The organism is Achromobacter xylosoxidans, assembly GCF_002192695.1.
Taxonomy (GTDB): Bacteria; Pseudomonadota; Gammaproteobacteria; order Burkholderiales; family Burkholderiaceae_B; genus Achromobacter; species Achromobacter xylosoxidans_C.
The window spans coordinates 1-25,436 of the sequence record NZ_MTLG01000068.1 but is presented as its reverse complement, the minus strand read 5'-3'; the positions used below and the strand labels follow the sequence as shown (position 1 = coordinate 25,436).

The following is a 25,436-nucleotide window of genomic DNA, read 5'->3' as shown; positions in this document are numbered from 1 at the left end:
GGTGGATCAGAAGACTGGCGTGTATACGCTGAACTGGGACGGCAAGAACGACGGCGGCGTGGCATTGGAACCGGGCGCGTATACCGTGTCCGTCCTCGCCACGGACGCCAAAAAAAAAACGCCAGCTCGCGCAAGATTTCTGAAATCGTCTCGGTGATCGACGGCATTGCCTTCCAGACCAACATCCTGGCACTGAACGCGGCGGTGGAAGCCGCGCGTGCGGGCGAGCAGGGCAAGGGGTTTGCGGTGGTGGCGGGCGAAGTTCGTTCGCTGGCGCAGCGCAGCGCCCAGGCGGCCAAGGAAATCAAGGGCTTGATCGAGGACTCGGTGACCAAGGTCGGCGCGGGCTCGCAACAGGTGGAGCGCGCCGGGTCGACGATGCAGGAGATCGTGGCCTCGGTGAAGCGGGTAACGGACATCATGGGCGAGATTTCGGCGGCGTCGGAAGAGCAGTCCAGCGGCATCGAGCAGGTCAACCGCGCCGTGTCGCAGATGGACGAAGTCACGCAGCAGAACGCGGCGCTGGTGGAAGAGGCAGCCGCGGCCGCGGGTTCCCTGCAGGAGCAGGCCCAGCGCCTGGCCGAAGCGGTGGCCGTCTTCAAGATCAACGCGGGCGAGGTCATTGAAGTCCCGGCCCAGCGTCTGTCGTCGGCGCGTTCGTCCGGTGACGATACACGTTTGCAGGCGTCTGACGCGCTTGCGCTTGGGCACTGAGGGCAAGAGTGGCTACAGCAGCGGCAACCCAGGCGCCGTCCATTTCGGTGGAACGCCAATTCGATTTTCGCGACGCGGATTTTTCGCGCGTGCGCAAGATGATCCACGCGTACGCAGGCATTTCGCTGGGCACGCACAAGCGCGAGATGGTCTACAGCCGGCTTGCCCGGCGCCTGCGCGCGCTGGGCATGCAGGATTTCGGCAGCTATCTGGACCAGCTTGAGCAGGAGCCCAATGCGGCCGAGTGGGAAGACTTCGTCAACGCGTTGACAACCAACCTGACCGCTTTCTTTCGCGAATCGCATCACTTTCCCATCCTGGCCGACTTCGCCAAGCGCCGCGGCGGTCCGGTATCGGTGTGGTGCTGTGCGGCCTCCACCGGCGAAGAGCCGTACTCCATTGCCATGACGTTGGTGGAAGCGCTGGGCCCACGGGCCAACGCATCCTCGGTGCTGGCCACCGACATCGACACCAATGTGCTCACCCGCGCACGCGCCGGCGTCTATCCGGTCGAACGCGTGGAAAAGCTGGAGGGCGAGCGCCTGAAGCGCTTTTTCCTGAAAGGGCGGGGCGCCAACGAGGGGCAGGTCCGGGTGCGCCCGGAGATCGCCGACATGGTTCGCTACGAGACCCTGAATCTGTTGGCGCCGACCTGGCAGATCAGCGAACAATTCGATGTGATCTTCTGCCGCAACGTCATGATTTATTTCGATAAACCCACCCAGGCCAGGATCCTGGAACGGTTCGTGCCGCTGCTCAAGCCCGGTGGCTTGCTGTTCGCTGGCCATTCCGAAAATTTCACCTACATCAGCCGCGATTTTCGTCTGCGTGGGCAGACCGTCTATGAATGTGCGGGCAGGTCCTGAGCGGGACGAGGCAGCAAGAAATGAAGAAAATTAGCGTTTTGTGTGTGGACGACTCGGCCTTGGTGCGAGGGCTGATGACGGAGATCATCAACAGCCAGCCGGACATGGAAGTGGTCGCGACCGCGCCCGATCCTTTGGTGGCGCGTGAACTCATCAAGCGCCACAACCCCGACGTGCTGACGCTGGACGTGGAAATGCCCCGCATGGACGGGCTGGATTTCCTGGAAAAGCTGATGCGCCTGAGGCCCATGCCGGTGGTGATGGTGTCGTCGCTGACCGAGCGCGGCGGTGAAATCACGCTGCGGGCGCTGGAATTAGGCGCCATCGACTTCGTCACCAAGCCCAAGCTGGGCATCCGCGACGGCCTGCTCGAATACACCGAGATCATCGCCGACAAGATACGCGCCGCCTCGCGCGCCAAGCTGCGCGCGCCGACGGCGCACTCGACGCCGGCCGCGCCGCCGGCCATGTTGCGCCGCCCGCTGGCCAGCTCGGAAAAACTGGTTATCGTCGGCGCCTCCACTGGCGGCACCGAGGCGATCCGCGAGGTCCTGCAACCGCTGCCGCCAGACAGCCCGGCCATTCTGATCACCCAGCACATGCCGGCGGGTTTCACGCGATCCTTCGCGCAGCGCCTGGACGCCCTGTGCGCGGTGACCGTCCGCGAAGCCGTGCACGGCGACCGCGTGCTGCCCGGGCACGTATATCTGGCGCCGGGCGGCGACATGCACATGCGCCTGGGACGCAGCGGCGCCAACTACGTAATCGAGCTGGAAGCCAGCGAACCCGTCAATCGCCATCGTCCGTCGGTGGATGTGTTGTTCAATTCGGCCGCCGTCGCCGCCGGCAAGAACGCCATCGGCGTCATCCTGACCGGCATGGGCAAGGACGGTGCGGCCGGCATGCTGGCCATGCACCGCGCGGGCGCCCACACGATTGCGCAGGACGAGGCCAGCTGCGTGGTCTTCGGCATGCCGCGCGAAGCGATCGCCTTGGGCGCCGCGGATGAAGTGGTTTCGTTGTCGGCGATTAGCGAACGCATTCTGACTCGCCTGGGCGATCGTGGGCACCGCGTTTGACGCGCAAGGCTTCCCGATCGGTCCAAGGCAAATTTTTTTGGAGTAGAAGATGGTAGACAAGGGCCTGAAGATTCTGGTGGTGGATGACTTCCCCACCATGCGGCGGATCATCCGCAACCTGCTCAAGGAGCTGGGGTTCGAGAACGTGGATGAGGCCGAGGACGGCGCCATCGGCCTGGAAAAACTGCGCAACGGCGGTTTCCAGTTCGTGGTGTCGGACTGGAACATGCCTAACCTCGATGGCTTGGAGATGCTCAAGCAGATCCGCGCCGACGCCGCGCTGGCATCGCTGCCCGTGCTGATGGTGACGGCCGAGGCCAAGAAGGAGAATATCGTCGCGGCGGCCCAGGCCGGCGCCAACGGTTATGTGGTCAAGCCTTTCACGGCGGCGACGCTGGAAGAGAAGCTCAACAAGATCTTCGAGAAAATCGCCGGTTGAGGTGAGCCATGAGTACGACCGAACATGAGAGCCCGGGCGAATCCCCCGATCTGATCCATCGCATCGCGTCGCTGACGCGCATGCTGCGCGACAGCATGCGCGAGCTGGGACTGGATCAGGCCATCAAGGATGCGGCCAACGCCATTCCCGACGCCCGCGACCGCCTGCGCTACGTGGCGCAGATGACCGAGCAGGCTGCCAACCGCGTGTTGAACGCCACCGAGCAGGCCGGTCCGATCCAGGACGGGCTGTCGCGCTCGGCGCAGGCGCTGGACGCGCGCTGGCAGCAGTGGTACGACCAGCCGCTGGAGCTGCCCGAGGCGCGCGAACTCGTGAAGGACACCCGCGCGTACCTGCAGGATGTGCCGAAGCAGGCGCAGCAGACGCAGTCCCAGCTGATGGAAATCATCATGGCGCAGGATTTCCAGGACCTTACGGGCCAGGTCATCATGCGTATGATGGACGTGGTGGGCGCGATCGAGCGCGAGCTGCTGCAGGTGCTGCTGGACAACGTCCCGCAAGAGCGCCGCGACGAGGCCAACAGCCTGCTCAACGGGCCGCAGATCAGCCCGCAGGGCAAGACCGACGTAGTGACCAGCCAGGACCAGGTCGACGACCTGCTGGCCAGCCTGGGCTTCTAGCCGAGAGCCGCGCCGCCGGACATGCCCTCCGGCGGCGCATTCTCCAGTCGGCGCAGTTCGTGCATGACCGTATTCCCTAGGGGCGCGTTCGGCGCCTCGTCGATAGACTCCCCTCCAGAACAATAAATTGGGGCCATGCAGCGTGAATCACGGCGCGCAGTGCGCGCCTGGCAACGGATGCCCATAGACGGCGATCCGGGCCGGCACAAGGAGATCGATCATGGCCAGATCCGTATTCCGTCTGGGCGGTATGTGGAGGTTGTTGCGTAGGCTGAATCGCGGCGACGCGACGCTGTCGGAGCGCACTTTATCCATCAGTCCGGCTGTTTGGCCGCTCTACGGCTTCATGGGGCGTATCCGCAGCCGCATCATGACCGTGCGCCAATCCAGTATCGAAATTGCGCTGAATGCCGCGCGCACGCAGTTTCAAGCGGGCCGTTGTTCGCTTCTGGCGCAGGAGCAGGCGCGCGCGGCCGATGCGCTCGCGGCCAGCGGCGCGCAGATCGCCGCCTTGTCGGCCTCGACATCAACCCATGCGCGCGAGATTGCCGACGTGTCAGGGCAAAATCTGCACACGGCGCAGCAGGCGCTGGCCGACCTGTCCGACGTCAAGGCGCGGGTGGAGCGCATGACGCGCGAGATGGCCTCGTTTACCCAAGTCGTCGGGCAGCTGACCGACCGGGCCCAATCGGTAGGCGACATCAGCAAGCTGATCAAGGAGATTGCCTTGCAGACTCAGCTGCTGGCCTTGAACGCCGGCGTCGAGGCGGCGCGGGCAGGGGATGCGGGGCGCGGTTTTGCCGTGGTGGCGAGCGAGGTAGGGCGGCTGGCCGAACGCGTGAATTCGGCCACCAGCGACATCGGCCGGCACACCACCGAAATGCTGGAGCTGGTGGAGACGACCCAGCGTCAGACCGGCATGCTGCGCGAGGACGTCGACGCTTCCGGCGGCGTGCTGGAGCGGACGTGCTCCGGCTTCGAGCGTTTCGTGCGCGACTTCGACAGCATGAACCGGCAGGTCGGCGACGTGGTCCAGGCCATCGGCGAGGTCGACTCCACCAACCACGGCATGAGCGAGGAGGTGGGGCGGATAGCGGCGCTGAGCGCCGACGTGCTGGAGCGTGTCGGCAGCATGTCCGGTGAAATCGACCGTATCCGCCGCCAGACGGAAAGCGTGCAGGAAGTATTGGCCGATATGCGCACCGGCAAAACCGCCTTCGACGGCCTGTCCGACACGGTGGAAGCCTTCCGGGACGCCGCCGTCAACCTGCTGGAAGACGCCAGAAGCCGGGGCGCCGATGTGTTCGACCGTCACTACCGACGCATCCCCGGCAGCGAGCCAGCGCGTTACCACACCAGCTATGACCGGCAGATCGATGAGTCGGTGACCCGCCTGCTGGACAGCGTGCTGGATGGCGTGCCCGGCGGCATCTACACGATACTGGTGGATGGCCGGGGTTACGCGCCCGCTCACAACCTGCGATTTTCTCAGCCGCCTACCGGAGATCCGAAGCAGGATATCGCGCGGGTGCGGAACAAGCGCATCTTCGACGACCCGGTGGGTTTGAGGCTGGCGACCAACACCGGCGGGATGCTGCTTCAGACGTACTCCCGCGACACCGGCGAAATCGTCAATGACATATCCATCCCGGTCTATCTGGGGTTGGAGCACTGGGGCGCGGTGCGGATAGGCCTGGATTTCGGCCGTTTCCAGGCGGCGGCGGGCGAGGACGGGGCGGACCGCCTGGCCGTCGCCGCGCAGGGCTGAGGCAACTGGCTGTTACAGGCTGAGCGCGTTCCAGGCAGGGCCGGAACGCGCTGTCTCGGGCGCATCCGGGAATAGCGCCGCTTTCCCCCCGTTTCTTGGCTTATCGCCCAAGGCCGGGGCCTCCTAGAATCTCGGCGGGCAGCTCGTCATTCCAGAATCCGCGAGCCGCGACAATACCGCAGAGCATGGCCGAAGAAAGCGACCTCGAAAAAACCGAAGCCGCCTCTCCCAGGCGCCTGGAAAAGGCGCGCGAGGAGGGGCAGATTGCGCGTTCTCGCGAATTGGGAACGTTCATGATGCTGGCCGCGGGCGTCGCTGCGATCTGGGCCGGCGGCGGTTCGCTCTACCGAGCCCTGAGCGGCGTGCTGCGCAACGGCCTGGCCTTTGATCAGCGCATCGTGCTCGATCCCGGCGTGATGGTCGAGCGCGCGGTCGAGGGTTTCGGCCAGGCCCTGTTGGTGCTGCTGCCGATTTTCGGCTTGCTGGCGGTCATCGCGGTGCTGTCCAGCGTGCTGCTGGGCGGCATCGTCATTTCGGGCAAGCCCCTGCAGTTCAATTTCTCCAAGCTCAGCCCCATTTCCGGGGTGAAGCGGATGTTCTCGTCGCAGACGGTGGTGGAGCTCATCAAGGCGCTGGCCAAGGCCGCGCTGGTCGGCGGCGTGGCGGTCTGGGTCATCTGGCGCTACCACGACGACATGCTCAGCCTGATGCACGTGGCGCCGTCGGCGGCCCTGATCAAGGCGTTGACGCTGGTGGCGATGTGCTGCGCCTTCATCGTGGCGTCGCTCCTGATTATCGTCATGCTGGACGTGCCGTGGCAGATCTGGAGCCACCTGAAGAAGCTGCGCATGTCCAAGGAAGACGTGCGCCAGGAACACAAGGAAAGCGAGGGCGACCCTCACGTGAAGGCGCGCATCCGGCAGCAGCAGCGCCAGGCGGCGCGGCGCCGCATGATGGCCGAAGTGCCCAAGGCTGACGTGGTGGTGACCAACCCCACGCACTACGCCGTCGCCCTGAAGTACGACGAAGAAAAGAGCGGCGCGCCGCGCGTGCTGGCCAAGGGTACCGGCCTGATCGCGGCCAAGATCCGCGAGCTGGCGGCCGAGAACCGCATCCCGACATTGGAAGCGCCGCCCTTGGCGCGCGCATTGCATCAACACGTGGAGATCGGGCAGGAAATCCCGTCCGAACTCTACACCGCGGTGGCAGAAGTGCTGGCGTGGGTCTTCCAGCTGCGTTCCTGGCGGGCCGGTTGGGGCGCCGAACCCACGGCCCCCACCAGGCTGGCCGTGCCGGCCGGGCTGGACCCGCAAGCCAAAACCGCAGCACAAGGAGCTTAAGGAATGAGCGCTTTGCTCACCATGTTGAAGAGTAGCGGGGCCACGCATGCGCGGCTGCTGGCAGGGCCCATCCTGATCGTGATGGTGCTGGGCATGATGGTCCTGCCTCTGCCCACGTTCCTGCTTGACCTGCTGTTCACCTTCAACATCGCGTTGTCCGTGATGATCCTGCTGGTCGCCATGTTCACGCGCAAGCCGCTGGATTTCGCGGCTTTTCCGGCCGTGCTGCTGTTCGCCACGCTGCTGCGCCTGTCGCTGAACGTCGCCTCCACCCGTGTGGTCCTGCTGCACGGCCACACTGGGCCTGACGCGGCGGGCAAGGTCATCGAGGCCTTCGGCCACTTCCTGGTCGGCGGCAACTTCGCCGTGGGGATCATCGTCTTCGTGATCCTTACCATCATCAACTTCATCGTCATCACCAAGGGCGCGGGCCGTATCGCGGAAGTGGGCGCGCGCTTCACCCTGGACGCGATGCCGGGCAAGCAGATGGCGATCGACGCGGACCTGAACGCCGGCCTGATCGGCGAAGACGAGGCGCGCAAGCGCCGCGCCGAGGTCTCGCAGGAATCCGACTTCTTCGGCTCGATGGACGGCGCCAGCAAGTTCGTGCGCGGCGATGCCATTGCCGGCCTGCTGATCATGGCGATCAACATCATCGGCGGCCTGATCGTGGGCGTGGCCCAGCACGACATGTCGATGGGCGATTCCGCGCGCGTGTACACGCTGCTGACCATCGGCGACGGCCTGGTGGCGCAGATCCCGGCGCTGGTGATCTCGACCGCGGCCGGCGTGGTGGTGTCGCGGGTGTCGACCGACCAGGACATCGGCCAGCAGATCCTCAGCCAGCTGTTCTCCAATCCCGCCGTGCTGTTCCTGACTGCCGGCATCGTCGGCATCATGGGCCTGATTCCCAACATGCCCCACGTCGCCTTCCTGACCCTGGCCGCAGCGCTGGGCTGGGGCGGCTGGGTGCTGAACAAACGGCAGACAGCGGCAGCGGCGAAAGCCGCGGAGGTGCCGCCCCAAGCCATTACCCAGGCGCAGGCCGCCGCGGCCGAAGCCAGTTGGGACGACGTGTCCATGGTGGATCAGTTGGGCCTCGAGGTCGGCTACCGGCTGATTCCGCTGGTGGATCACGCCCAGAACGGCGAACTGCTGCACCGCATCCGCAGCCTGCGCAAAAAATTCGCGCAGGACGTGGGCTTTCTGCCGCCGGTCGTGCATATCCGGGACAACCTGGAACTCAAGCCCAACGATTACCGCATTCTGCTGTCCGGCGTGGAAGTCGGCCATGGCGTGGCGATGCCCGGGCAATGGCTGGCCATCGACCCGGGCGGCGTGACCATGCCGATCAAGGGCACGCCCACGACCGATCCCGCCTTCGGCCTGCCGGCGCTGTGGATCGACGGCAGCCTGCGTGACCAGGCGCAGGTGGCGGGCTATACGGTGGTGGATGCTGGCACCGTGGTCGCGACGCACCTGAACCACTTGATGCATCGCCATGGCTCCAACCTACTGGGCCGCCAGGAAGTGCAGCAGCTGCTGGACCGCATCGGCCGCGACGCGCCCAAGCTGGTCGAGGACTTGGTGCCCAAGACCCTGTCGCTCACGGCGCTGCAGAAAGTGTTGCAAGGCCTGCTGTCGGAAGAAGTGCCGATCCGCGACATGCGCACCATCATCGACACCCTGTCCGAACACGGTCCGCGCCTGGCGGCGCTGGCTGCGGGTACCGGCAGCCAGCCCGATATCAACGAACTGATCGCGCTGACGCGCCGTTCGCTGGGCCGCGCCATTACCCAGCAGTGGTTCCCGGGCGAAGGCGAGCTGCGCGTGATTGGCCTGGACGTCAAGCTCGAGCGCGTGCTTTCGCAGGCCATGACGACCAGCGGCGGGCTGGAACCCGGCCTGGCCGATACGCTGTTGCGCGAAGCGCAGGCCGCGGTCGAACGCCAGGAATCTCAGGGCAATGCGCCGGTGCTGCTGGTGTCGCCGGTCTTGCGTGCGCCTTTGTCGCGCTTTCTGCGGCACCATCTGCCGCAGTTGGGCGTGTTGTCGAATACGGAAATTCCCGATGAGCGCATGGTGCGTGTGACCGCGCTGATCGGCGGGGGTAACGGAGCATGAAGATAAGCCGGTTTTTCGGAGCGAATAGCCGCGACGTGATGCGCCAGGTCCGGCAGGTGCTGGGGGAGGACGCGCTGATCGTGTCGAGCCGCAGCGTCGAGGGCGGCGTGGAGGTGCTGGCCACCGTCGAGGGCGCCTTTGACGATGTCGCTCATGAGGCTGTGCCGCGCCAGGAGGCTGTGCCCTCCCGGCCGTCCGAAGCGCGGCCGTCGCCATCCGCCGGCTTTCCAGCCGGCCCGCATTTCGAGGCTCGCGAGGCCGCTGGGCACGCGCCCGTGATGCCGCAGGGCGGGTACTTGGCTCCGTCGCGTTCGATCGCCGCGTACCAGACCGCGTATGCATCCTCGACGCAGGCGGACGAAGAGGCGCCTCAGGTTATGCCGATGGCTTCCGAGCAGGCTGCGCCCTTGCGTGTTGAATTGCCATCCCTGCCGCCGTTGCGCCAGGCGCCCGCCGCGCAGGCCGCCGCACCCGCTCATGCTGCCGCGCCAGCAAGTCCGACTCCGGCCCAGGCCGCGCCGCCCGCCTACGTCGCTGCACCTGCCAGTGCGGTTCCGGCCGCGCCGTCGGCCAGTCCGATGGCCGCCCCGGCGCCCGCGACGCCGAATTCCCCCGCTGCCGCTCCGGCCTCCGCCGCCCATGCGCCGGCACCCGCGCCCTCCATGGCCCGCATGCCGGACGCGCCCGTGCGCCAGTCGCCGGCATTGCCGCCGGCGGCTATGCCCGCCGACGCCGCAGCCGGGTTGCAGGACGCCATCAGCGCGCTGCGCGGGGCCCTGGAAAGCCGCATGGACGGACTGCTTTGGGGCGGCCGCCAAGGGCCCGGCCGGGAACCCGCGGGCGCCGCCTTGTTCCGCAGTCTGCTGGATGCAGGATTCAGCACGAAGCTGGTGCGCACCTTGGTCGAGCGCCTGCCCCAGGGCATGACGCCGGAAGCGGCGCTGGGCTGGGCCCGCAACGAGCTGGTGACGCATCTGCCGGTGCTGCGGTCCGAAGACGAGTTCCTGGCCGGCGGCGTATATGCCCTGGTCGGCCCGACCGGCGTCGGCAAGACGACCACGCTGGCCAAGCTCGCCGCGCGCTGCGTGGCGCGCGAAGGCCGCGAGCAGGTCGCCATGCTGACCACCGACAATTTCCGGATCGGCGCGCTGGAACAGCTGCAGATCTATGGACGCCTGATGGGCGTGCCGGCCCATTCGGTGCGCGATGCGGGCGAGCTGCGCCGCATCCTGGCCGAATTGGGCAGCCGCAAGATCGTGCTCATCGACACGACCGGCATCAGTCAGCGCGACCGTCAGGTGGCGGAGCAGGCCGCGATGCTGTGCAACGCAGGCAAGCCGGTGCGCCGCCTGCTGGTGCTCAACGCGGCCAGCCAGGGCGACACCCTGGACGAAGTGGCGCATGCCTATCGCAATGGCGTGGGCGAGGACGTCGCCGGCTGCATCATCACCAAGCTGGACGAGGCTACGCGGCTGGGCGCGGCGCTGGACACGGCCATCCGTCATCGCCTGCCGATTCACTACATGTCGGTCGGGCAGAAAGTGCCCGAGCACATGGAACTGGCCCGGGCCGACGTGCTGATCGATCGCGCCTTTTCCATGGTCGAGCGGGCTCGTGCGCTGTACACCCCCAGCGAGGCCGACCTCGCGACGCTGGTGTCGGCGTCGCGGGAACCCGAGAGCGCGGATCCGGCCCGCAAGCGGCAGTTGCTGGCTTCGGCCATCCTGCGCCCGCAAGGCGGCGCAGGCTCCATTGAGGCTGCGCAGAACCTGGACGATGCCATCGCGTGGCTGGAAAGCGACCCGACCTGCGTGCAGGCGCGTGCATCGTGGCGCGGCTATGTTGGCGACAATTCGGGCGCAAGCGTGGCCGCGCTGGGCGACGAGCCTTTGGCCATGGCGCGCCGTGAATTTTCCTCGGTCTGCGCACGGCACCTGCTTGCCATGCACGGCAAGGCAGCCATGAAGGGGGAGGGCCTCCCCGGCGGAACGTTGCTGGGCACGCTGCTGATGAGCGATCGCGGCACCGCTCTGGCAGCGCCCGCGCAGCAATTGGTTCTGCCGCATGGCCTGCTGTCTTCATTTGCGCCGACCGCGCCGGCCCAGCCGGACCCGGCGTTGGCGCTACAGGCGCGTGTCGCTTGGCTGGCTGAGAAATTGGCACGCGTTCCGGTCGTCCACATGCTGGAAGCCGGTACCGCCGCCTTGTGGCCGGCCCTGAGCGAGCAAGGCGCCGCCTGGGTGGCGCGCAGCGCCGGCGGCCAGCGCGTCATCCAGGATGACTGCCCGACCAATCTGAATGCCGTGGGCAAGAGCGTGGGCTATCTGCCCGTCGGCCAGCCCGGCGACATGCCGGGGCTGAGCAGCGTCCAGGGCGGCAAGCGCGTGCCCTTGGCCTTGTGGGCCTCGGGCACGGAAGTGGCGCTGCCAGGCCGCAACGGCGGCGAGTCCGTGCGGCTGGTCTGCGCGCGGCTGATCGACACGGTCAGCGGCGAGGTCGCCGGACAGCTGTTCGGCATGACCAACCTGCCCGCGTCCCAGGCGGATGCCGCCACCGTGGCGCGCTGGCTGGTGCTGCAGGAAGAGGCCAAGGCCGGATTCCGCTATATGGCGAACGCATGGCAGGCCCTGCCAGCCGTCGATGGCGCCCATGCACTGGCGCGCCAATCGTTGATGGCCGGCCAGTTGGGCGCGGCATGCTGGCAGCTGGCTCATACTCCAGCTGCTGAAGTGCTGCGCGGGCCCTTGTCGGGCATCATGGGAACGGAGCGCAAGCTGTCCGGGCGCATGTTGCCGGTGGCCTTGCTGAAGCTGTACGCGCTATTGGAAATGACGGCCGCGTGACCGTGGCCGTTGCTTGATGGGTTGTGCAATAGGCAGATTCTTGCGCAAGCGCGTGGGCGCTCTATCCATCCTGCCGATCAATCTTGCCGATCAATCAGCGCGGTTGAACCGTAGTGTGTTTCAACCGGCCACAATGGGCTTGCGCCCCGGAGCGCTGCGCGCGCCACGCCCGCGGGCGTCGTAAGTGGCATGGGCGCCGCCGGCAGCGCCCATGCTGCGCAGGGCTTCCAGCGACTGCTGCGTATAGCGCAGATGCACGTCGATGAGCGCACCGTTGCGCATATTGATTTCGTTGGCGGATGCCGATTTGCTCAGCAGCGCCTGCCAGACGCCCGACAGCTGCGGGTGCAGTACGGCCGCCTGCTCGGTGCCGACGTGCCCGGCGGGCAGGCCGATTTCCGCGAGCAGGGAATCCCGGACCTGGCTCAGGTCCACGAGCCTGCGGGCGACATCGCCCTTGCGTTCGGTGATTTCCTGCAGCGTGCCGACGCTTCCCAAGCCCACCAACACTTCGGTCTCTTCTTCCAGGATGGTGGAGAACTCGGTGATCAGGGCATCTTCCTGGCGCATGCAGGACTGCAGGGATTCGACGGTGCTCATGGTCATGCTGTTCAGCTCGGGAGGTTGTGCGGGTTTACTTCAGCAGGTCGCGGGCGCTGGCGATCAGGCTGTCGGCGATACGGCCGGTATCGATCTTCAGTTGACCCGATGCGATGGCTGCGCGGATGGCGGCAACGCGTTCGACGTTGATGTCATTGGAGCCGTCCTGCAGCGCGAGCAGCTTGCGCGATGCCGAGCTCAGCGCCACCTGCGAGCTGCTGGAGCCGCTGGCGCTGCTGGCGCCATAAGCCTGGGCAACCGCCGAGTCGGCGCGAGGCGCGACGGCGTCAGCCGATAGGGGGCGGTTGGTGGTGGAATTGATCTTCAAGATTTTCTCCGCGGGGCGTCCTGGGTCGGTTGTGCGACGGATTCGCCTACTTATGCCTCAGTAACGGCAAGGCTGGACGGAACTTTAGGGGCGGGAGGCGTATTGGTGCAATGCGACATGTAACCACAATTACAGTTGTATTTCCACCAGGCCGGCATTGCGCACGACGCCGCTGACCACCTGGCCGCTGGCGGTGCGCACCTGCACGGTGGCGCCCGGCGCCGCGTTGTCGAGCGCCTGGCCTTCGCTGCTGACGACGAAGCCCTTGCCGCGCGCGTTGATGCGGACATTGGCGCCGCGCACCACCGATTGCGCGTTACGCAATCCGGAACCGCGCACCGCTTGTCCGGCATTGATCCGGTGCACGGCCGTCATGCCGACCACGGTTTGGGGGTCTGTAATCGCGCCTGGGGGCAGGGCGACCAGATCGCCGTCCCTCGGGGCGAGGTCGTCGGGCGTCAGGGCTTGACCGGCGGCAATCATCCGCGCGGCGACGTAATAGTGGCCCGGCACGCTTACCGTCGCCTGGACATAAGCCGTCCAGGGCTTGGGCGCGTTGCAGCGGATTCCCACCGTCATGCGCGAACGCAATTTCATGCCTGAAGGCATAAATGGGGACATGACATCGCAGGCCGCCAGGTGTTCCGCGCGCGGCGGATCGATCGCGACCGAGGGTTGTCCAGGCAGGCTGGCCAGCTGATCCAGCAAATAGGTTTGCGCCGCCAGGGCGATCGTCTCGGGCACCTGGGTAGCCGCTTCCTGCCCCTGCGCGGTAGCCAGGGGCAGCAGCAGGGCTGCCAGGCAGCATGCGCGCGCGCGGAGTCGGGTTGCGGATATTTTCATGGTGGATGAATTGTAGAAGTCCGCGGCATTCGGCAATACGTGAATTGGATGAGAAATGACGGGTTATTTGGCTGATTGTGTTCGGGCCCCGGCCCCTATGATGCCGTCATCCAATGGGATAACGGTCAGTCCGAAGTCCCCGGCTTTATCCGAATTGCAACGCACCAAGGCGCCCCGATGCTAGACAGGCTTAATGAAGATTTCCGGTTCTTCCAGCAGTCCCTGGGACTGCGCGCGCAACGCCAGGAAGTGCTGTCGTCGAACATCGCCAACGCCGATACGCCCAACTACAAGGCGCGCGATTTCGATTTCAAGACGGCCATGGCCAACGCCATGGAAGGCACCAAGCGCCTGCCCGATACCTCGCTCGCGCTGACGTCCGCCCGCCATATCCCGGCCAAGGCCGTGTCGCAGGGGCCGACCGAGCTGCTGTACCGCCTGCCGTACCAGCCCAGCATGGACGGCAACACGGTGGACATGGACATCGAGCGCGTGCAGTTCGCGGATAACACCCTGCATTACCAAAGCACGATGCAGATGCTGTCTGGCCGTATCCGGACCATGATGGCCGCAATTCAGGAATGATTTTTAAAGGGAGCGGCAGGCAATGTCCTTGTTGAGCATTTTCGATATCGCCGGTTCGGCGCTCAGCGCGCAATCGCAGCGCATGAACGTGGCGGCCAGCAACATGGCCAACGCCGACAGCGTGGTCGGCCCCGATGGCAAACCATACCGCGCCCGCCAGGTCGTGTTCCAGGTGAATCCCCCGGCCGGCCAGGCATTGGGCCAGGAAATCGGCGGCGTGCGCGTGGCTGGCGTGGTCGAAGACCAGTCTCCCCTGAAACAGGTGTATGACCCGCAGCATCCCTTGGCTGACGCGCAGGGCTACGTCAGCATGCCCAACGTCGACCCGGTGGCCGAAACCGTGAACATGATCGCCGCCTCGCGCTCTTACCAGGCGAACGTGGAAGTGCTCAATACGGCCAAGGCCCTGATGCAGAAGACGCTGACCATCGGCCAGTCCTAATTTCTCGAACCATTGAATCCATGACCACTATCGACCAATCGACGAGCAAGACCGGCCTGGGCCTGGCGCAAACGGGCGCCAACGGCAGCAGCACGGCGCAAGGCCTGCAGGACCAGTTCCTGAAGCTGCTGGTTACGCAGCTGCAGAACCAGGATCCCCTGAACCCGATGCAGAACGCCGAGCTGACCTCCCAGCTGGCGCAGATCTCCACCGTTGAAGGCATCACCAACCTGAAGAACACGATGCTCGCCATCAGCGGGCAGATCGACGTGTCCCAGTCCATGAACGCCGTGGCCATGATAGGCAAGGGCGTGCTTATCCCCGGCTCCAAGATCAAGTCCGGCGTGGATGCCGCGAATCCCGAGGCCCGTGTCGTCACGCCTTACGGTCTGGACCTGCAGGGCGACGCCCAGAAAGTGCAGATCCGCATTTCCGACGCCAACGGCGCGGTCGTGCGCACGATCGAAATGGTGGATCAGAAGACTGGCGTGTATACGCTGAACTGGGACGGCAAGAAGGTGAATGCGGAAACGCTGAGCTACGGCCAAGTCAAGAGCGTGGCTTACTCGACGAACGGCCTGCGGTTGGATCTGGGCCTGGACGGCCAGACCAGCATGTTGGACGTGCGCAAGGTGATCGGCGCCTGAAGCGGGTGCACTGAATTGGTGCCGGCGCAAGGGCGGCGGCGTTCCCTGATAGTTATAGATTAGCGAGAAAAAACATGGGTTTCGGACAAGGATTGAGCGGCTTGAACGCCGCGGCGCAGAACCTGGATGTCATCGGCAACAACATCGCCAACTCCGGCACCGTCGGCTTCAAGTCGTCGACCGCATCGTTTGCGGACGTCTACGCCAGCTCGCGCATCGGTCTGGGTGTAAAGGTGTCGGCCATCACCCAGCGTTTCACGGTGGGGGTGGTTACCGGCGGCGGCGGCGACTACGACATCGCGATCGACGGCGCCAATGGCATGTTCCGCGTTACGGACAACAGCGGTGCGGTGATGTACACCCGCAACGGTGAATTCCAGGTCGACAAGGACAACTACTTCGTGAACGCGCAGGGCTACCGTTTGACGGGCTACCCGGCAGGTGTGATCGGAGCGAATCCCGAGGAGCTGCGTCTGCCCGTAGGCAACGTGCCGCCTCAGGCGACGTCCGGGATTTCCTTCAAGAAAGCCAACCTGGATGGGAATGCCAAAGTCATTGATCCGGCCACCAATCCCTTTGATCCCAAGCTGGCCAATACCTTCACCAACGCGTCGCCCATAACCGTGTACGATTCGCTGGGCAATTCGCATCAGGTCATGCAGTACGTCGCCAAGCGTCCCGCAAACGCTGCTGGCGAAAGCGTCTATGACGTCTATTACACGCTGGATGGTCAGGCCATGACGCCGGCATCGGGGCAACTGACGTTCAATACCTCCGGCGTGATGACCAGCCCTCCGATCGGGAACTTCTCGTTTGCCACCCCTGGCGGCACGGCTACCCCGGCGCAGCCGCTCAACATAGCCTTCAACTACACCGGCATGACCCAATATGGCACCAGCTACGGGTTGGAGCCCTCGGTGGACGGCTATGCCTCCGGGGAGCTCACCGGCATCAACATTGCCGGCGACGGTAGTCTGGTGGCCAAATACACCAACGGTAAAACGCAAGTGGTCGGCACGATCGTGCTGGCTGATTTCGCGAACTTGCAAGGCCTGCAACCCGTGGGCAACAACGCCTGGACGGAAACCGCGATGTCCGGCCAGCCCGTCCTGGGGCAGCCCGGCAGCAATGGCCTGTCCAAGGTCGTGGGTCAGGCCACGGAAGCGTCCAACGTCGACATGAGCAAGGAACTGGTCAACATGATCATCGCTCAGCGCACCTATCAGGCCAACTCGCAGACCATCAAGACCCAGGACGAAATCATGCAAGTCCTGATGAACCTGAAGTAAGCCTGGCAGGCAAGTGACGACACCGACGGAATAGGCAATGGACCGTATCATCTACACCGCCATGAATGGCGCGGCGCGCATCACCGAGCATCAGGCCGCGCTTTCCAACAACATGGCCAACGTGAACACGGCGGGTTTCCGCGAGCAGATCGCGCTATACCGCTCGGTGCCGGTCACGGACGGAACGAGCCTGCCCACGCGTGTTTCGACGGTGGCGTCCACGCCGCGCAACAGCTTCCAGATGGGCAATATGCAGACCACGGGCCGGGACCTGGACGTGGCGCTGTCCAGCGAGCGCGGCTGGATCGCCGTGCAGACCCCGCAAGGCGAGGCCTACACCCGCGCCGGCGGCCTGCAGGTCGGCATCAACGGCCTGTTGCAGACCTCGCTGGGCCAGCCTGTGCTGTCGGACCAAGGCGGTCCCATCGACATACCCGACCAGGCTGCGCTGACGATCACCGCGGACGGCACCATTACCGCCATCGGCGCCGGCGACGCGCCGAACAACATCCTGAACCTGGGTCGGATCAAGCTGGCCAACCCGCAGAATGATCAGCTGGTGCATGGCGACGACGGCGTGTTCCGCATGGCGCCCGTCAATGGCCAGCCTGCGCCTCCGGTACCTGCCGACCCCAGCCTGCGGCTGTTGTCGGGCGTGCTGGAAGGCAGCAACACCAACCCCATGGCGGCGATGGTGGGCATGATCGCCAATGCCCGCCGCTTCGAGCAGCAAATGCAGGTGATCCAGCAGTCGGACCGCAACGCCGAACGCGCCAACGGCATCCTGTCGGTAAGCGCCTGATACGGCAACTGAACTAGAAACATTTTTCGCGCGCGGCCGGGCCGCGGCACCAGGAGTACTTCATCATGATGCGTTCGCTGTGGATCGCCAAGACGGGCCTGGAAGGTCAGCAGACCTCCATGGACGTGATTTCGAACAACTTGGCCAACGTTTCCACCAACGGTTTCAAGCGCGGCCGCGCCGTGTTCCAGGACCTGATGTACCAGACGCTGCGCCAACCCGGCGCCCAGGTCGGCGACGCCACCCAGCTGCCGTCGGGCCTGCAACTGGGCACCGGCGCGCGCGTGGCCGCGACCGAGCGCATCCACACCGCTGGCAACCTGAACAACACCGGCAGCGAGATGGACATCGCCATCAACGGCCGCGGTTTCCTGCAGATCGAACTGCCTGACGGCACCCAGGCTTACACCCGCGACGGCGCGCTGCAGCGCGACCAGAACGGTCAGCTGACGACCGTCAGCGGCTACGTGATCCAGCCGCCGATGAACATCCCGGACAACGCGCTGTCGATCTCCATCGGCAACGATGGCATTGTTTCGGTGACGCAGCCCGGCGCCGCCGGCATCAACGTGCAGATCGGCCAGTTGCAGATCGCGACGTTCATCAACCCCACCGGCCTGCAGAGCATCGGCGAAAACCTGTATTTGGAAACCGACGCGTCGGGTCCCGCCAACCTGCTGCAGCCGGGCGTGGACGGCGCCGGCTCCATCATGCAGAAGTACGTCGAAACCTCCAACGTCAACGTCGCTGAAGAACTGGTCAACATGATCACCACCCAGCGCGCCTACGAAATGAACAGCAAGGCCGTCAAGACCTCGGACGAAATGCTGGCCCGCCTGACCCAACTGTGATGTCCATGTCTGTCCTGCGCCTGGTATCGAGTGCGGCACTGGCTTTGCTGGTGGCCGGTTGCGCCATGATTCCGCCCGAGCCCATCGTGACCGGGCCGACGACGGCCGCGCCGCCGCCTCCGCCCGCGCCCATGGCGCAGCCCACGGGCTCCATCTACCAGCCGACCACCTACGGCAACTATCCGCTGTTCGAGGACCGCCGGCCGCGCAACGTCGGGGACATCGTCACCATCGTCCTGAACGAGAAGACGAACGCCTCCAAGAACGTCGCCACCAACACCAATCGCAGCGGCAGCGCCAACCTGGGCATTGCCGCCGCGCCGTCGTTCATGGACAGCTGGGCCAACGCCAACCTGAACACCGACGCCAAGGGCGGCAACGTGGCGCAGGGCAAGGGCGATAGCACCGCGAACAACGCCTTTACCGGCACCATCACCACCACGGTGGTGGGGGTGATGTCCAACGGCAACCTGCAGGTTGCGGGTGAAAAGCAGATCGCCATCAACCGGGGCAGTGAGTACGTGCGCTTCTCCGGCATCGTGGATCCGCGCTCCATCACCGGCACGAACACCGTCTCGTCCACGCAGGTGGCTGACGCCCGCATCGAATACCGCAGCAAGGGCGTCATGGACGAAGTCCAGACCATGGGCTGGCTGCAACGCTTCTTCCTGATCGCCTCGCCGTTCTGAACATGAAACAACCGAATCCGATATCCGCCTTGCTGTCCTTGTTGGCGCGCGTCTGCGTTTCGGTCGGGCTGCTGGCCGGCGCAGGCGCGGCCCATGCCGAGCGGCTCAAGGACCTGGCCTCGATCCAGGGTGTGCGCGGCAACCAGCTGATCGGCTATGGCTTGGTCGTGGGTCTGGACGGCAGCGGCGACCAGGTGCGGCAGACCCCGTTCACGCAACAAAGCCTGACCAATATGCTGTCCCAGCTTGGGATTACGGTGCCCGCCGGCAGCAATATGCAGCTGAAGAACGTGGCGGCCGTCATGGTCACGACCACGCTGCCCGCATTTGCCCGCCCGGGCCAGACGCTGGACGTGGTGGTTTCGTCCATGGGTAACGCCAAGAGCCTGCGCGGCGGCACATTGCTGATGACCCCGCTCAAAGGGGCCGACAGCCAAGTCTATGCGATTGCCCAAGGCAACATCCTGGTGGGCGGCGCGGGCGCCTCCGCTGGCGGTTCCAGCGTGCAGATCAACCAGCTGAACGGCGGCCGCATCAGCGCGGGCGCCATCGTCGAGCGCGGCGTGCCCACCACGTTCTCGCGCGACGGCTACATTTACGTGGAACTGAACAGCACCGATTTCAGCACGGCGCAGAATGTGGCCATGGCGCTGAACCGCAAGTTCGGCCAGGGCTCCGCCACTGCCCTGGACGGCCGCGTGGTGCAGGTGCGCACGCCCATGGATCAGGCCTCGCAGGCGCGCTTCCTGTCGCAGCTCGAAGACTTGCAGGTGACGCGTGCGCCCACGGTGGCCAAGGTCATCATCAATGCCCGCACGGGTTCGGTCGTCATGAACCGCACCGTCATGATCGAAGAGGCGGCGGTGGCCCATGGCAACCTGTCGGTCATCATCAATCGCCAGAACCAGGTATCGCAGCCCGATACGCCCTTCACGGAAGGGCAGACGGTGGTGGTGCCCAACACCCAGATCGAGGTGCGACAAGAGAACGGTTCGCTGCAACGCGTGAGTACCAGCGCCAACCTGGCGGATGTGGTCAAGGGCCTGAACGCCTTGGGCGCCACGCCACAGGATCTGTTGGCGATTCTTCAGGCCATGAAGACGGCGGGCGCCTTGCGCGCCGAACTGGAAATCATCTGACGGCCATGGCTTATACCAATGATGCGGCGCGTGGCGCCAGCCGCCAGGATTCAGTCTTCGACATGGGCCGCCTGTCGGACCTGAAACGCGACGTCAAGAAGGATCCGGAAGGGACCGATCAGCAGAAGCAGGTCGCCAAGCAGTTCGAGGCTTTGTTCCTGCAGATGATGGTCAAGCGCATGCGCGAAGCCACGCCCAAGGAAGGGCTGTTCGACTCGCAGCAGACGCAGATGCTGCAGTCCATGGCGGACGAGCAGCTGGCTTTGCATCTGGCTTCGCCCGGCATTGGCCTGTCCGGCGCCATCCTGGCGCAAATGCAGCAGGGCAAGCCCGGCGAGCTGGGCGCGGATGCCGTCAAGCGCCTGGGAGAGGGCTCGGATCTCGATTTCCGTTCGGCAAGTCCACGCGAAGTCTCGGCCCTGCTGAACGTGATGCGCAACAACAGCGCGCAGAACCGGGCTTTGGCCGCGGCCGAGGGCGCTCCCGAGCATGTGGTCTCCTTCGTATCCAAGATGTCGCGCGCGGCCAATCTGGCTTCGCAGCAAAGCGGCGTGCCCGCGCGTCTGATCATGGGGCAGGCGGCGCTGGAGTCCGGTTGGGGTAAGCGCGAGATCAAGGACCAGGACGGCAGCACCAGCTACAACCTGTTCGGCATCAAGGCGGGATCCAGCTGGAAGGGCCGGGTCGTCAATGTGCTGACTACCGAATATGAAGACGGTGTGGCTAAAAAGGTGACGCAACCCTTCCGAGCCTACGCGTCCTATGAGGAATCGTTTGCGGATTACGCGCGCCTGATTGGCAACAGCCCGCGCTACGAGGGCGTCACGCAGGCGCGCAACGAGATTGAGGCGGCCCGCAGAATCCAGGACGCTGGCTATGCGACGGACCCGCAGTATGCGCAAAAGTTGATTGGTGTCATGGGCCAACTGCGGGGAGCCGCATCCAAGGTGGAAATTTCTCGCCAGATGTTGGAAGGACTCTAAATTCGGATCACCTCCTGCCGTTAATTGGACATCTAGGTATATCAGCGGTTACATACGGGGCATTGCATGAACATGTATAAATTGGCGCTGGGCGGGCTGAACGCCGCCCAGGCAGGGCTGGCCACCACCAGCCACAATATCAACAATGCCACCACGGTCGGTTACAACCGCCAGCGCGTCATGGTCTCGACCGCCGGCGCCCAGGCCACCAGCAACGGCTATATCGGCCGCGGTGTGCAGGTAGACACTGTCGTGCGCAGCTATGACAGCTTCCTGTACAAACAACTGGTCGGAGCCCAAGGTAGCGGCGCCCAGCTTCAGACGCAGTACAACCAGGTTTCGGCGATCAACAACCTGTTCGCGGACCGCACCGTGGGTATCGCGCCTGGCCTGAACAACTTCTTCACCAGCATTAATGCGGTGGCCAGCAAGCCTGCCGACCCTGCCGCTCGCCAGGATCTGCTGGGCAAGGCCAACAGCCTGGCAACCCAGATCCGCTCGGCCTACACCGAAATGCAAAATCAGCGCATGGGCCTGAATACGCAGATCACGACGACGGTGGAGCAGGTCAACAGCTATTTGTCCCGCATCAACGACCTGAATCAGCAGATCTCTCTGGCCACGGGCCAGGCGGGTGGAGGTCTCCCCAATGATCTCCTGGATCAGCGCGATCAGGCTGTCATGGAGCTGAACCAATTGGTGGGTGTCACCACCTATGAACAAGGCGACCAGCTCAACGTTGCGTTGGCCAATGGCGGCCAGGCCCTTCTGTCTGGCAATACCGTGTATCCGCTGCAAGCGGTAAGTTCAGCCAAGGACGTGGGGCGTACCGCCATCGCCTATACGCTGCCGGCAGGAGCCGGCAAAACGGTAGCCGTGGAATTGAGCGACAACGAAGTGACGGGCGGTACGCTGGGTGGCTTGCTGCAGTTCCGAACCGCGTCGCTGGACATGATGCAGAGCCAACTGGGCCAGATGGCGGTGGGCTTGGCTCTGTCCTTTAACGCGCAGCATAAGCAGGGTTTTGACCAGAACGGCAATCCCGGCACGGACTTCTTTGGCATCGGCTCGCCGCAAGGCATACCCAATGCGCAGAACAAGAGCAATGCGCAGATCTCGGGCCAATTCACGAATCTGAACAACATCAACGCCAAGGACTACGAGATTTCGTTCGACGGCACGAACTACCGGGTGCTGCGCATGCCCGAAGGTTCGGAGGTTTTCAACGGTCCGGCCACGGGTACTCCCGCTACGCTGAATCTTGAAAACGAGATGGGCGTCTCCCTGACCATCAGCGCGCCGCCGCAAGCCGGTGACAAATGGTCGCTGGCACCCACGCGCGACGCCGCGCGCGATATCAGCGTGTTGATCAGCGACCCATACAAAGTCGCGGCAGCCGATGGCGACAAAGGTGACGCCAACGGCAAGAACGCACTGAAATTGGCGCAACTTCAAAACGGCAAGATGTTGGCCAACGGCACGATGAGCGTGAACGACATGTTCGCCCAGGTCGTGAATACCGTTGGCGTCCAGACCGCGCAGGTCAAGTCCGCGGCGACCGCACAGGCGAATCTGATCACCCAGAAGATCGCGGCGCAGCAGGGGGTTTCAGGCGTCAATCTGAATGAAGAGTACGTCAACCTGTCCCAATACCAAGAGCAATATCAAGCCAGCGCCCGCATCATTGACGTGGCCAGCACCATGTTCGACACGCTGCTGGGTCTGCGCGGCTGATCGGATCGTTGAATCGTGACCAATACAGATAAATTCGGAGCTTCACCATGCGCCTGAGCACTTCAATGATGTATTCGAACGGGCTGAAAGGCATCCTCGCTCAGGAATCGGACATGAACCGTCTGGTCGAGCAGGTCGGCAGCGGACGCAAGTTCCTGTCGCCTGCGGACGACCCCCTGGCGGCCGCGCGCGCCATTGACGTGGCGCAGACGCAGAGCATGAACAATACGTATGGAATGAACCGCCAGACCGCCAACACGAATCTGGGGCAGGAAAGCAATACGTTGACGGCGGTGACGAACGCCTTGCAGGAAGCGCGCACGCGCATCATCCAGGCCGGAAGTACCCTGTCGGATAGCGACCGCCGCACCCTGTCCACGGCGCTCAAGAGCACTCGTGATGCCTTGTTGGGCCTGGCCAATACGACCGACGGCAATGGCCAGTATTTGTTCTCCGGCAATAATGGCAGCGTGATGCCTTATTCCAAGAACGCTGCGGGCCAGATTACGTACAGTAATTCGATAGGCGAACGCACCATTCAGGTGGATCAAAGCCGTCAGATGTCCACCAGCGACCTCGGCAAGGACATCTTTGGACGCGCCAATCCGGGCTCGCAGGCCTATGTCGCTTCAGCACCGCAAACGAACACGGGCTCAGCGCAATTTGGCGCGGTTTCGGTAGCACCGGGGACTGGTGGCGGCGGGAAGGCGTTCGAGGTGACGTACGAGGCGGATGCTGCGACCGGTGCCATGGGCTACCGAATCACAACGACGAACCCCGATGGAAGCTCCACGGTCGTTCCGCAGCCTCCGCAAGCCGCAACGCTTTATGCCGATGGCGCAGCGGTCGACTTCGGCGGCGTCTCGGTGGCCATCAATGGGACTCCCAAACCAGGGGATTCGATCAAGCTCCAGAGCGTCCAGTCGGCCGACATGGACGTGTTCGCCACCTTGGACAACATCATCGCCGCACTGGATGCGCCCAACGATGGTGATCCTGTGGCGATGGCGAGACTGAACAACGCCCTGGCGACCGGCAACAAGAAGCTTGCGAACAACTACGACAACGTCCTGACGGTGCAGGCTTCGGTTGGCGCCCGCCAGAATGAATTGGACGCCCTGAATGCGACCGGCACGCAAAAAGGCCTGTCGTACTCGCAATCCCTGTCCGATCTGGAAGAACTGGATTACTACCAAGGCGCCAGCCAGCTTGCCTTGCGCCAGGTCGCGCTGCAAGCGGCTTCGGCCGCATTCATGACCATCCAGGGATCGAGTCTGTTCAGTCGCAAGTAGGTAATACGGTAGGTCAAAAAAGCGCGCCATTGAGTGCGTGGAGTTGCGCCGTTACGGACGCTACTGGCCAGGGGCCGGGGCGTCCGTGTGTGCGTGCAGAGTAGGAAATAGTCGTTTCACATTGCTTAACGCTCGGATATTCCATGCTTGTCAACTTGAAAGTCCGCACCTGTCTCGTTCTGGTGTTGCTGCTCTTCACGGGCGCCATGTTCATTTCCAATGGCGTGGCGTGGATGGGGCTGAACTCGAGCAATGAGAAGCTGGAGCGGGTGAACGACGCCTATTCCACGCAGGCCTCGCAGCTGAACCGGGCCTACATCCTGTTCCTGCGCGGCCGCTTGCTGCTGGCGACGTCGCTGATGGATCTGCAGCAAGGAAAGACCGAACAGGCGACCTCGCAGGCCAAGCGCGCGGAAGGCCTGATGCAGGAAGGCGCTCAGGCGCTGGACGCATACCGCAAGGCGCCGCGCCTGGAAGGCTCGGAGGCCTTGAATCAAAAGCTGGAAAGCGCCTACAAGCAGTTCAACGATGTGGTCAGGCGTCAGGCGGCCGCCTTGTCGACCATGGCGGTGCAGGACTACCTGGATCTGAATGACGCGGGAAGCGCGGCGAACACGGCTCTGAGAGAGGCCGTCGGCGGCGTCCTGGCGCATATCGATTCCAGCACCGATGAGCTTGTGGTGCAGGCTGAAACGGCCCATGGCGTTTCGCGCACGGTCACGATAGTCATGCTGGCGATCTCCCTGGCCTTGGCATTGGGATGCTGGCTGTTCATCAGCCGGACCGTGCTGCGCCCGTTGCGCGAAGCGGGCGATCATTTCGAAAAGATCTCGGGCGGCGATTTCACCGGTCGCATCGATGTGCGCAGCACCAACGAGATTGGCCAGCTGTTCGGCGCGATCAAGCGCATGCAGGAAAGCCTGACCCGCACCGTGGCGCTGGTGCGCCGCGGCGTGGACGAGATCAACGTGGGTTCGCGCGAGATTTCGGCGGGCAACACGGATTTGTCCAGTCGCACCGAGCAGCAGGCGGCCTCGCTGGAAGAAACCGCGGCGTCGATGGAAGAACTGGCTTCGACCGTGAAGCAGAACGCGGATAACGCGCGCCAGGCCAACCAGCTGGCGGCCAGCGCCTCGGATGTGGCCGAGCGCGGCGGTTCGGCGGTGTCGGAAGTGGTCAGCACGATGCAGGGCATTTCCGCCAGCTCGCGCAAGATTTCCGAAATTGTCTCGGTGATCGATGGCATCGCGTTCCAGACCAACATCCTGGCGCTGAACGCCGCTGTCGAAGCGGCGCGCGCGGGCGAGCAGGGCAAGGGCTTTGCGGTGGTGGCGGGCGAAGTGCGTTCACTGGCGCAGCGCAGCGCCCAGGCAGCCAAGGAAATCAAGGGCCTGATCG

The 25,436-nt window shown here is 64.4% G+C and carries 25 protein-coding genes; 22 read left to right on the top strand and 3 right to left on the bottom strand.

The features are described 5' to 3' along the window. Position 1: 1 nt before the first annotated feature. From BRO63_RS34655 to flhF, 10 genes are all read left to right on the top strand, one after another. Positions 2-157 (top strand): FlgD immunoglobulin-like domain containing protein, encoded by a 156-nt coding sequence (locus tag BRO63_RS34655; protein ID WP_088140126.1) that lies wholly within the window; start codon positions 2-4, stop codon positions 155-157. Next, entirely contained in the window at positions 154-714 is a 561-nt protein-coding gene (locus BRO63_RS12595; protein ID WP_444978602.1) for a methyl-accepting chemotaxis protein, read from the top strand. The genes BRO63_RS34655 and BRO63_RS12595 overlap by 4 nt, the downstream gene beginning before the upstream one ends. 8 nt (positions 715-722) lie before the next feature. After that, positions 723-1,580 carry a CheR family methyltransferase gene (locus BRO63_RS12590; RefSeq protein ID WP_088140125.1) on the top strand — a complete coding sequence of 286 codons (858 nt, stop codon included), beginning with the start codon at positions 723-725 and terminating at the stop codon, positions 1,578-1,580. A gap of 20 nt (positions 1,581-1,600) precedes the next feature. Then, entirely contained in the window at positions 1,601-2,659 is a 1,059-nt protein-coding gene (locus tag BRO63_RS12585) for a protein-glutamate methylesterase/protein-glutamine glutaminase (protein ID WP_088140124.1), read from the top strand. A gap of 49 nt (positions 2,660-2,708) precedes the next feature. After that, positions 2,709-3,098 carry a chemotaxis response regulator CheY gene (cheY, locus tag BRO63_RS12580; protein ID WP_013393379.1) on the top strand — a complete coding sequence of 130 codons (390 nt, stop codon included), beginning with the start codon at positions 2,709-2,711 and terminating at the stop codon, positions 3,096-3,098. An 8-nt stretch (positions 3,099-3,106) separates the two neighbouring features. Further along, on the top strand, positions 3,107-3,739 hold the full coding sequence (cheZ, locus tag BRO63_RS12575; RefSeq protein ID WP_054456663.1) for a protein phosphatase CheZ: 633 nt from the start codon (positions 3,107-3,109) through the stop codon (positions 3,737-3,739). A 220-nt stretch (positions 3,740-3,959) separates the two neighbouring features. Further along, entirely contained in the window at positions 3,960-5,507 is a 1,548-nt protein-coding gene (locus BRO63_RS12570; RefSeq protein ID WP_256943292.1) for a methyl-accepting chemotaxis protein, read from the top strand. A gap of 185 nt (positions 5,508-5,692) precedes the next feature. Then, positions 5,693-6,847: a flagellar biosynthesis protein FlhB gene (flhB, locus tag BRO63_RS12565; RefSeq protein ID WP_088140123.1), complete on the top strand. Its 1,155-nt coding sequence runs from the start codon at positions 5,693-5,695 to the stop codon at positions 6,845-6,847. Between the two features lie 3 nt (positions 6,848-6,850). Next, complete coding sequence (gene flhA / locus BRO63_RS12560) at positions 6,851-8,971, top strand: flagellar biosynthesis protein FlhA (RefSeq protein ID WP_088140122.1); 2,121 nt, start codon at positions 6,851-6,853, stop codon at positions 8,969-8,971. Beyond that, positions 8,968-11,814 (top strand): flagellar biosynthesis protein FlhF, encoded by a 2,847-nt coding sequence (gene flhF / locus BRO63_RS12555; RefSeq protein ID WP_088140121.1) that lies wholly within the window; start codon positions 8,968-8,970, stop codon positions 11,812-11,814. The genes flhA and flhF overlap by 4 nt, the downstream gene beginning before the upstream one ends. A gap of 120 nt (positions 11,815-11,934) precedes the next feature. Here the strand turns inward: flhF and BRO63_RS12550 are convergent, their stop codons facing one another. From BRO63_RS12550 to flgA, 3 genes are all read right to left on the bottom strand, one after another. Continuing rightward, on the bottom strand, positions 11,935-12,414 hold the full coding sequence (locus BRO63_RS12550; protein ID WP_179215087.1) for a flagella synthesis protein FlgN: 480 nt from the start codon (positions 12,412-12,414) through the stop codon (positions 11,935-11,937). A gap of 34 nt (positions 12,415-12,448) precedes the next feature. Then, positions 12,449-12,742 (bottom strand): flagellar biosynthesis anti-sigma factor FlgM, encoded by a 294-nt coding sequence (flgM, locus tag BRO63_RS12545; protein WP_054456667.1) that lies wholly within the window; start codon positions 12,740-12,742, stop codon positions 12,449-12,451. 129 nt (positions 12,743-12,871) lie between these two features. Continuing rightward, positions 12,872-13,585, bottom strand: coding sequence for a flagellar basal body P-ring formation chaperone FlgA (gene flgA, locus BRO63_RS12540; RefSeq protein ID WP_088140128.1), 714 nt, complete (start codon positions 13,583-13,585; stop codon positions 12,872-12,874). Between the two features lie 177 nt (positions 13,586-13,762). Here flgA and flgB point away from each other — a divergent pair, with 177 nt between their 5' ends. From flgB to BRO63_RS12480, 12 genes are all read left to right on the top strand, one after another. Next, complete coding sequence (gene flgB, locus BRO63_RS12535) at positions 13,763-14,170, top strand: flagellar basal body rod protein FlgB (protein ID WP_088140119.1); 408 nt, start codon at positions 13,763-13,765, stop codon at positions 14,168-14,170. A gap of 22 nt (positions 14,171-14,192) precedes the next feature. Continuing rightward, on the top strand, positions 14,193-14,612 hold the full coding sequence (gene flgC / locus BRO63_RS12530; protein WP_088140118.1) for a flagellar basal body rod protein FlgC: 420 nt from the start codon (positions 14,193-14,195) through the stop codon (positions 14,610-14,612). A gap of 20 nt (positions 14,613-14,632) precedes the next feature. Further along, positions 14,633-15,259, top strand: a complete 627-nt coding sequence (locus BRO63_RS12525; RefSeq protein WP_088140117.1) for a flagellar hook capping FlgD N-terminal domain-containing protein — start codon at positions 14,633-14,635, stop codon at positions 15,257-15,259. Between the two features lie 74 nt (positions 15,260-15,333). Further along, positions 15,334-16,548, top strand: coding sequence for a flagellar hook protein FlgE (flgE, locus tag BRO63_RS12520; protein WP_088140116.1), 1,215 nt, complete (start codon positions 15,334-15,336; stop codon positions 16,546-16,548). Between the two features lie 37 nt (positions 16,549-16,585). Continuing rightward, positions 16,586-17,350, top strand: a complete 765-nt coding sequence (locus BRO63_RS12515) for a flagellar basal body rod protein FlgF (RefSeq protein ID WP_088140115.1) — start codon at positions 16,586-16,588, stop codon at positions 17,348-17,350. A gap of 65 nt (positions 17,351-17,415) precedes the next feature. Then, on the top strand, positions 17,416-18,201 hold the full coding sequence (flgG, locus tag BRO63_RS12510) for a flagellar basal-body rod protein FlgG (RefSeq protein ID WP_013393393.1): 786 nt from the start codon (positions 17,416-17,418) through the stop codon (positions 18,199-18,201). Next, positions 18,201-18,890, top strand: a complete 690-nt coding sequence (locus BRO63_RS12505) for a flagellar basal body L-ring protein FlgH (protein ID WP_088140114.1) — start codon at positions 18,201-18,203, stop codon at positions 18,888-18,890. The genes flgG and BRO63_RS12505 overlap by 1 nt, the downstream gene beginning before the upstream one ends. A 2-nt stretch (positions 18,891-18,892) precedes the next feature. Then, on the top strand, positions 18,893-20,029 hold the full coding sequence (locus BRO63_RS12500) for a flagellar basal body P-ring protein FlgI (RefSeq protein ID WP_088140113.1): 1,137 nt from the start codon (positions 18,893-18,895) through the stop codon (positions 20,027-20,029). 5 nt (positions 20,030-20,034) lie between these two features. Then, positions 20,035-21,012: a flagellar assembly peptidoglycan hydrolase FlgJ gene (flgJ, locus tag BRO63_RS12495; protein ID WP_088140112.1), complete on the top strand. Its 978-nt coding sequence runs from the start codon at positions 20,035-20,037 to the stop codon at positions 21,010-21,012. 66 nt (positions 21,013-21,078) lie between these two features. Then, positions 21,079-22,746, top strand: coding sequence for a flagellar hook-associated protein FlgK (gene flgK, locus BRO63_RS12490; protein WP_088140111.1), 1,668 nt, complete (start codon positions 21,079-21,081; stop codon positions 22,744-22,746). Positions 22,747-22,793: 47 nt separating this feature from the next. Further along, positions 22,794-24,038, top strand: a complete 1,245-nt coding sequence (gene flgL / locus BRO63_RS12485) for a flagellar hook-associated protein FlgL (protein WP_088140110.1) — start codon at positions 22,794-22,796, stop codon at positions 24,036-24,038. Between the two features lie 143 nt (positions 24,039-24,181). Next, on the top strand, positions 24,182-25,436 hold a 1,255-nt coding region (locus BRO63_RS12480; RefSeq protein ID WP_088140127.1), incomplete at its 3' end, for a methyl-accepting chemotaxis protein.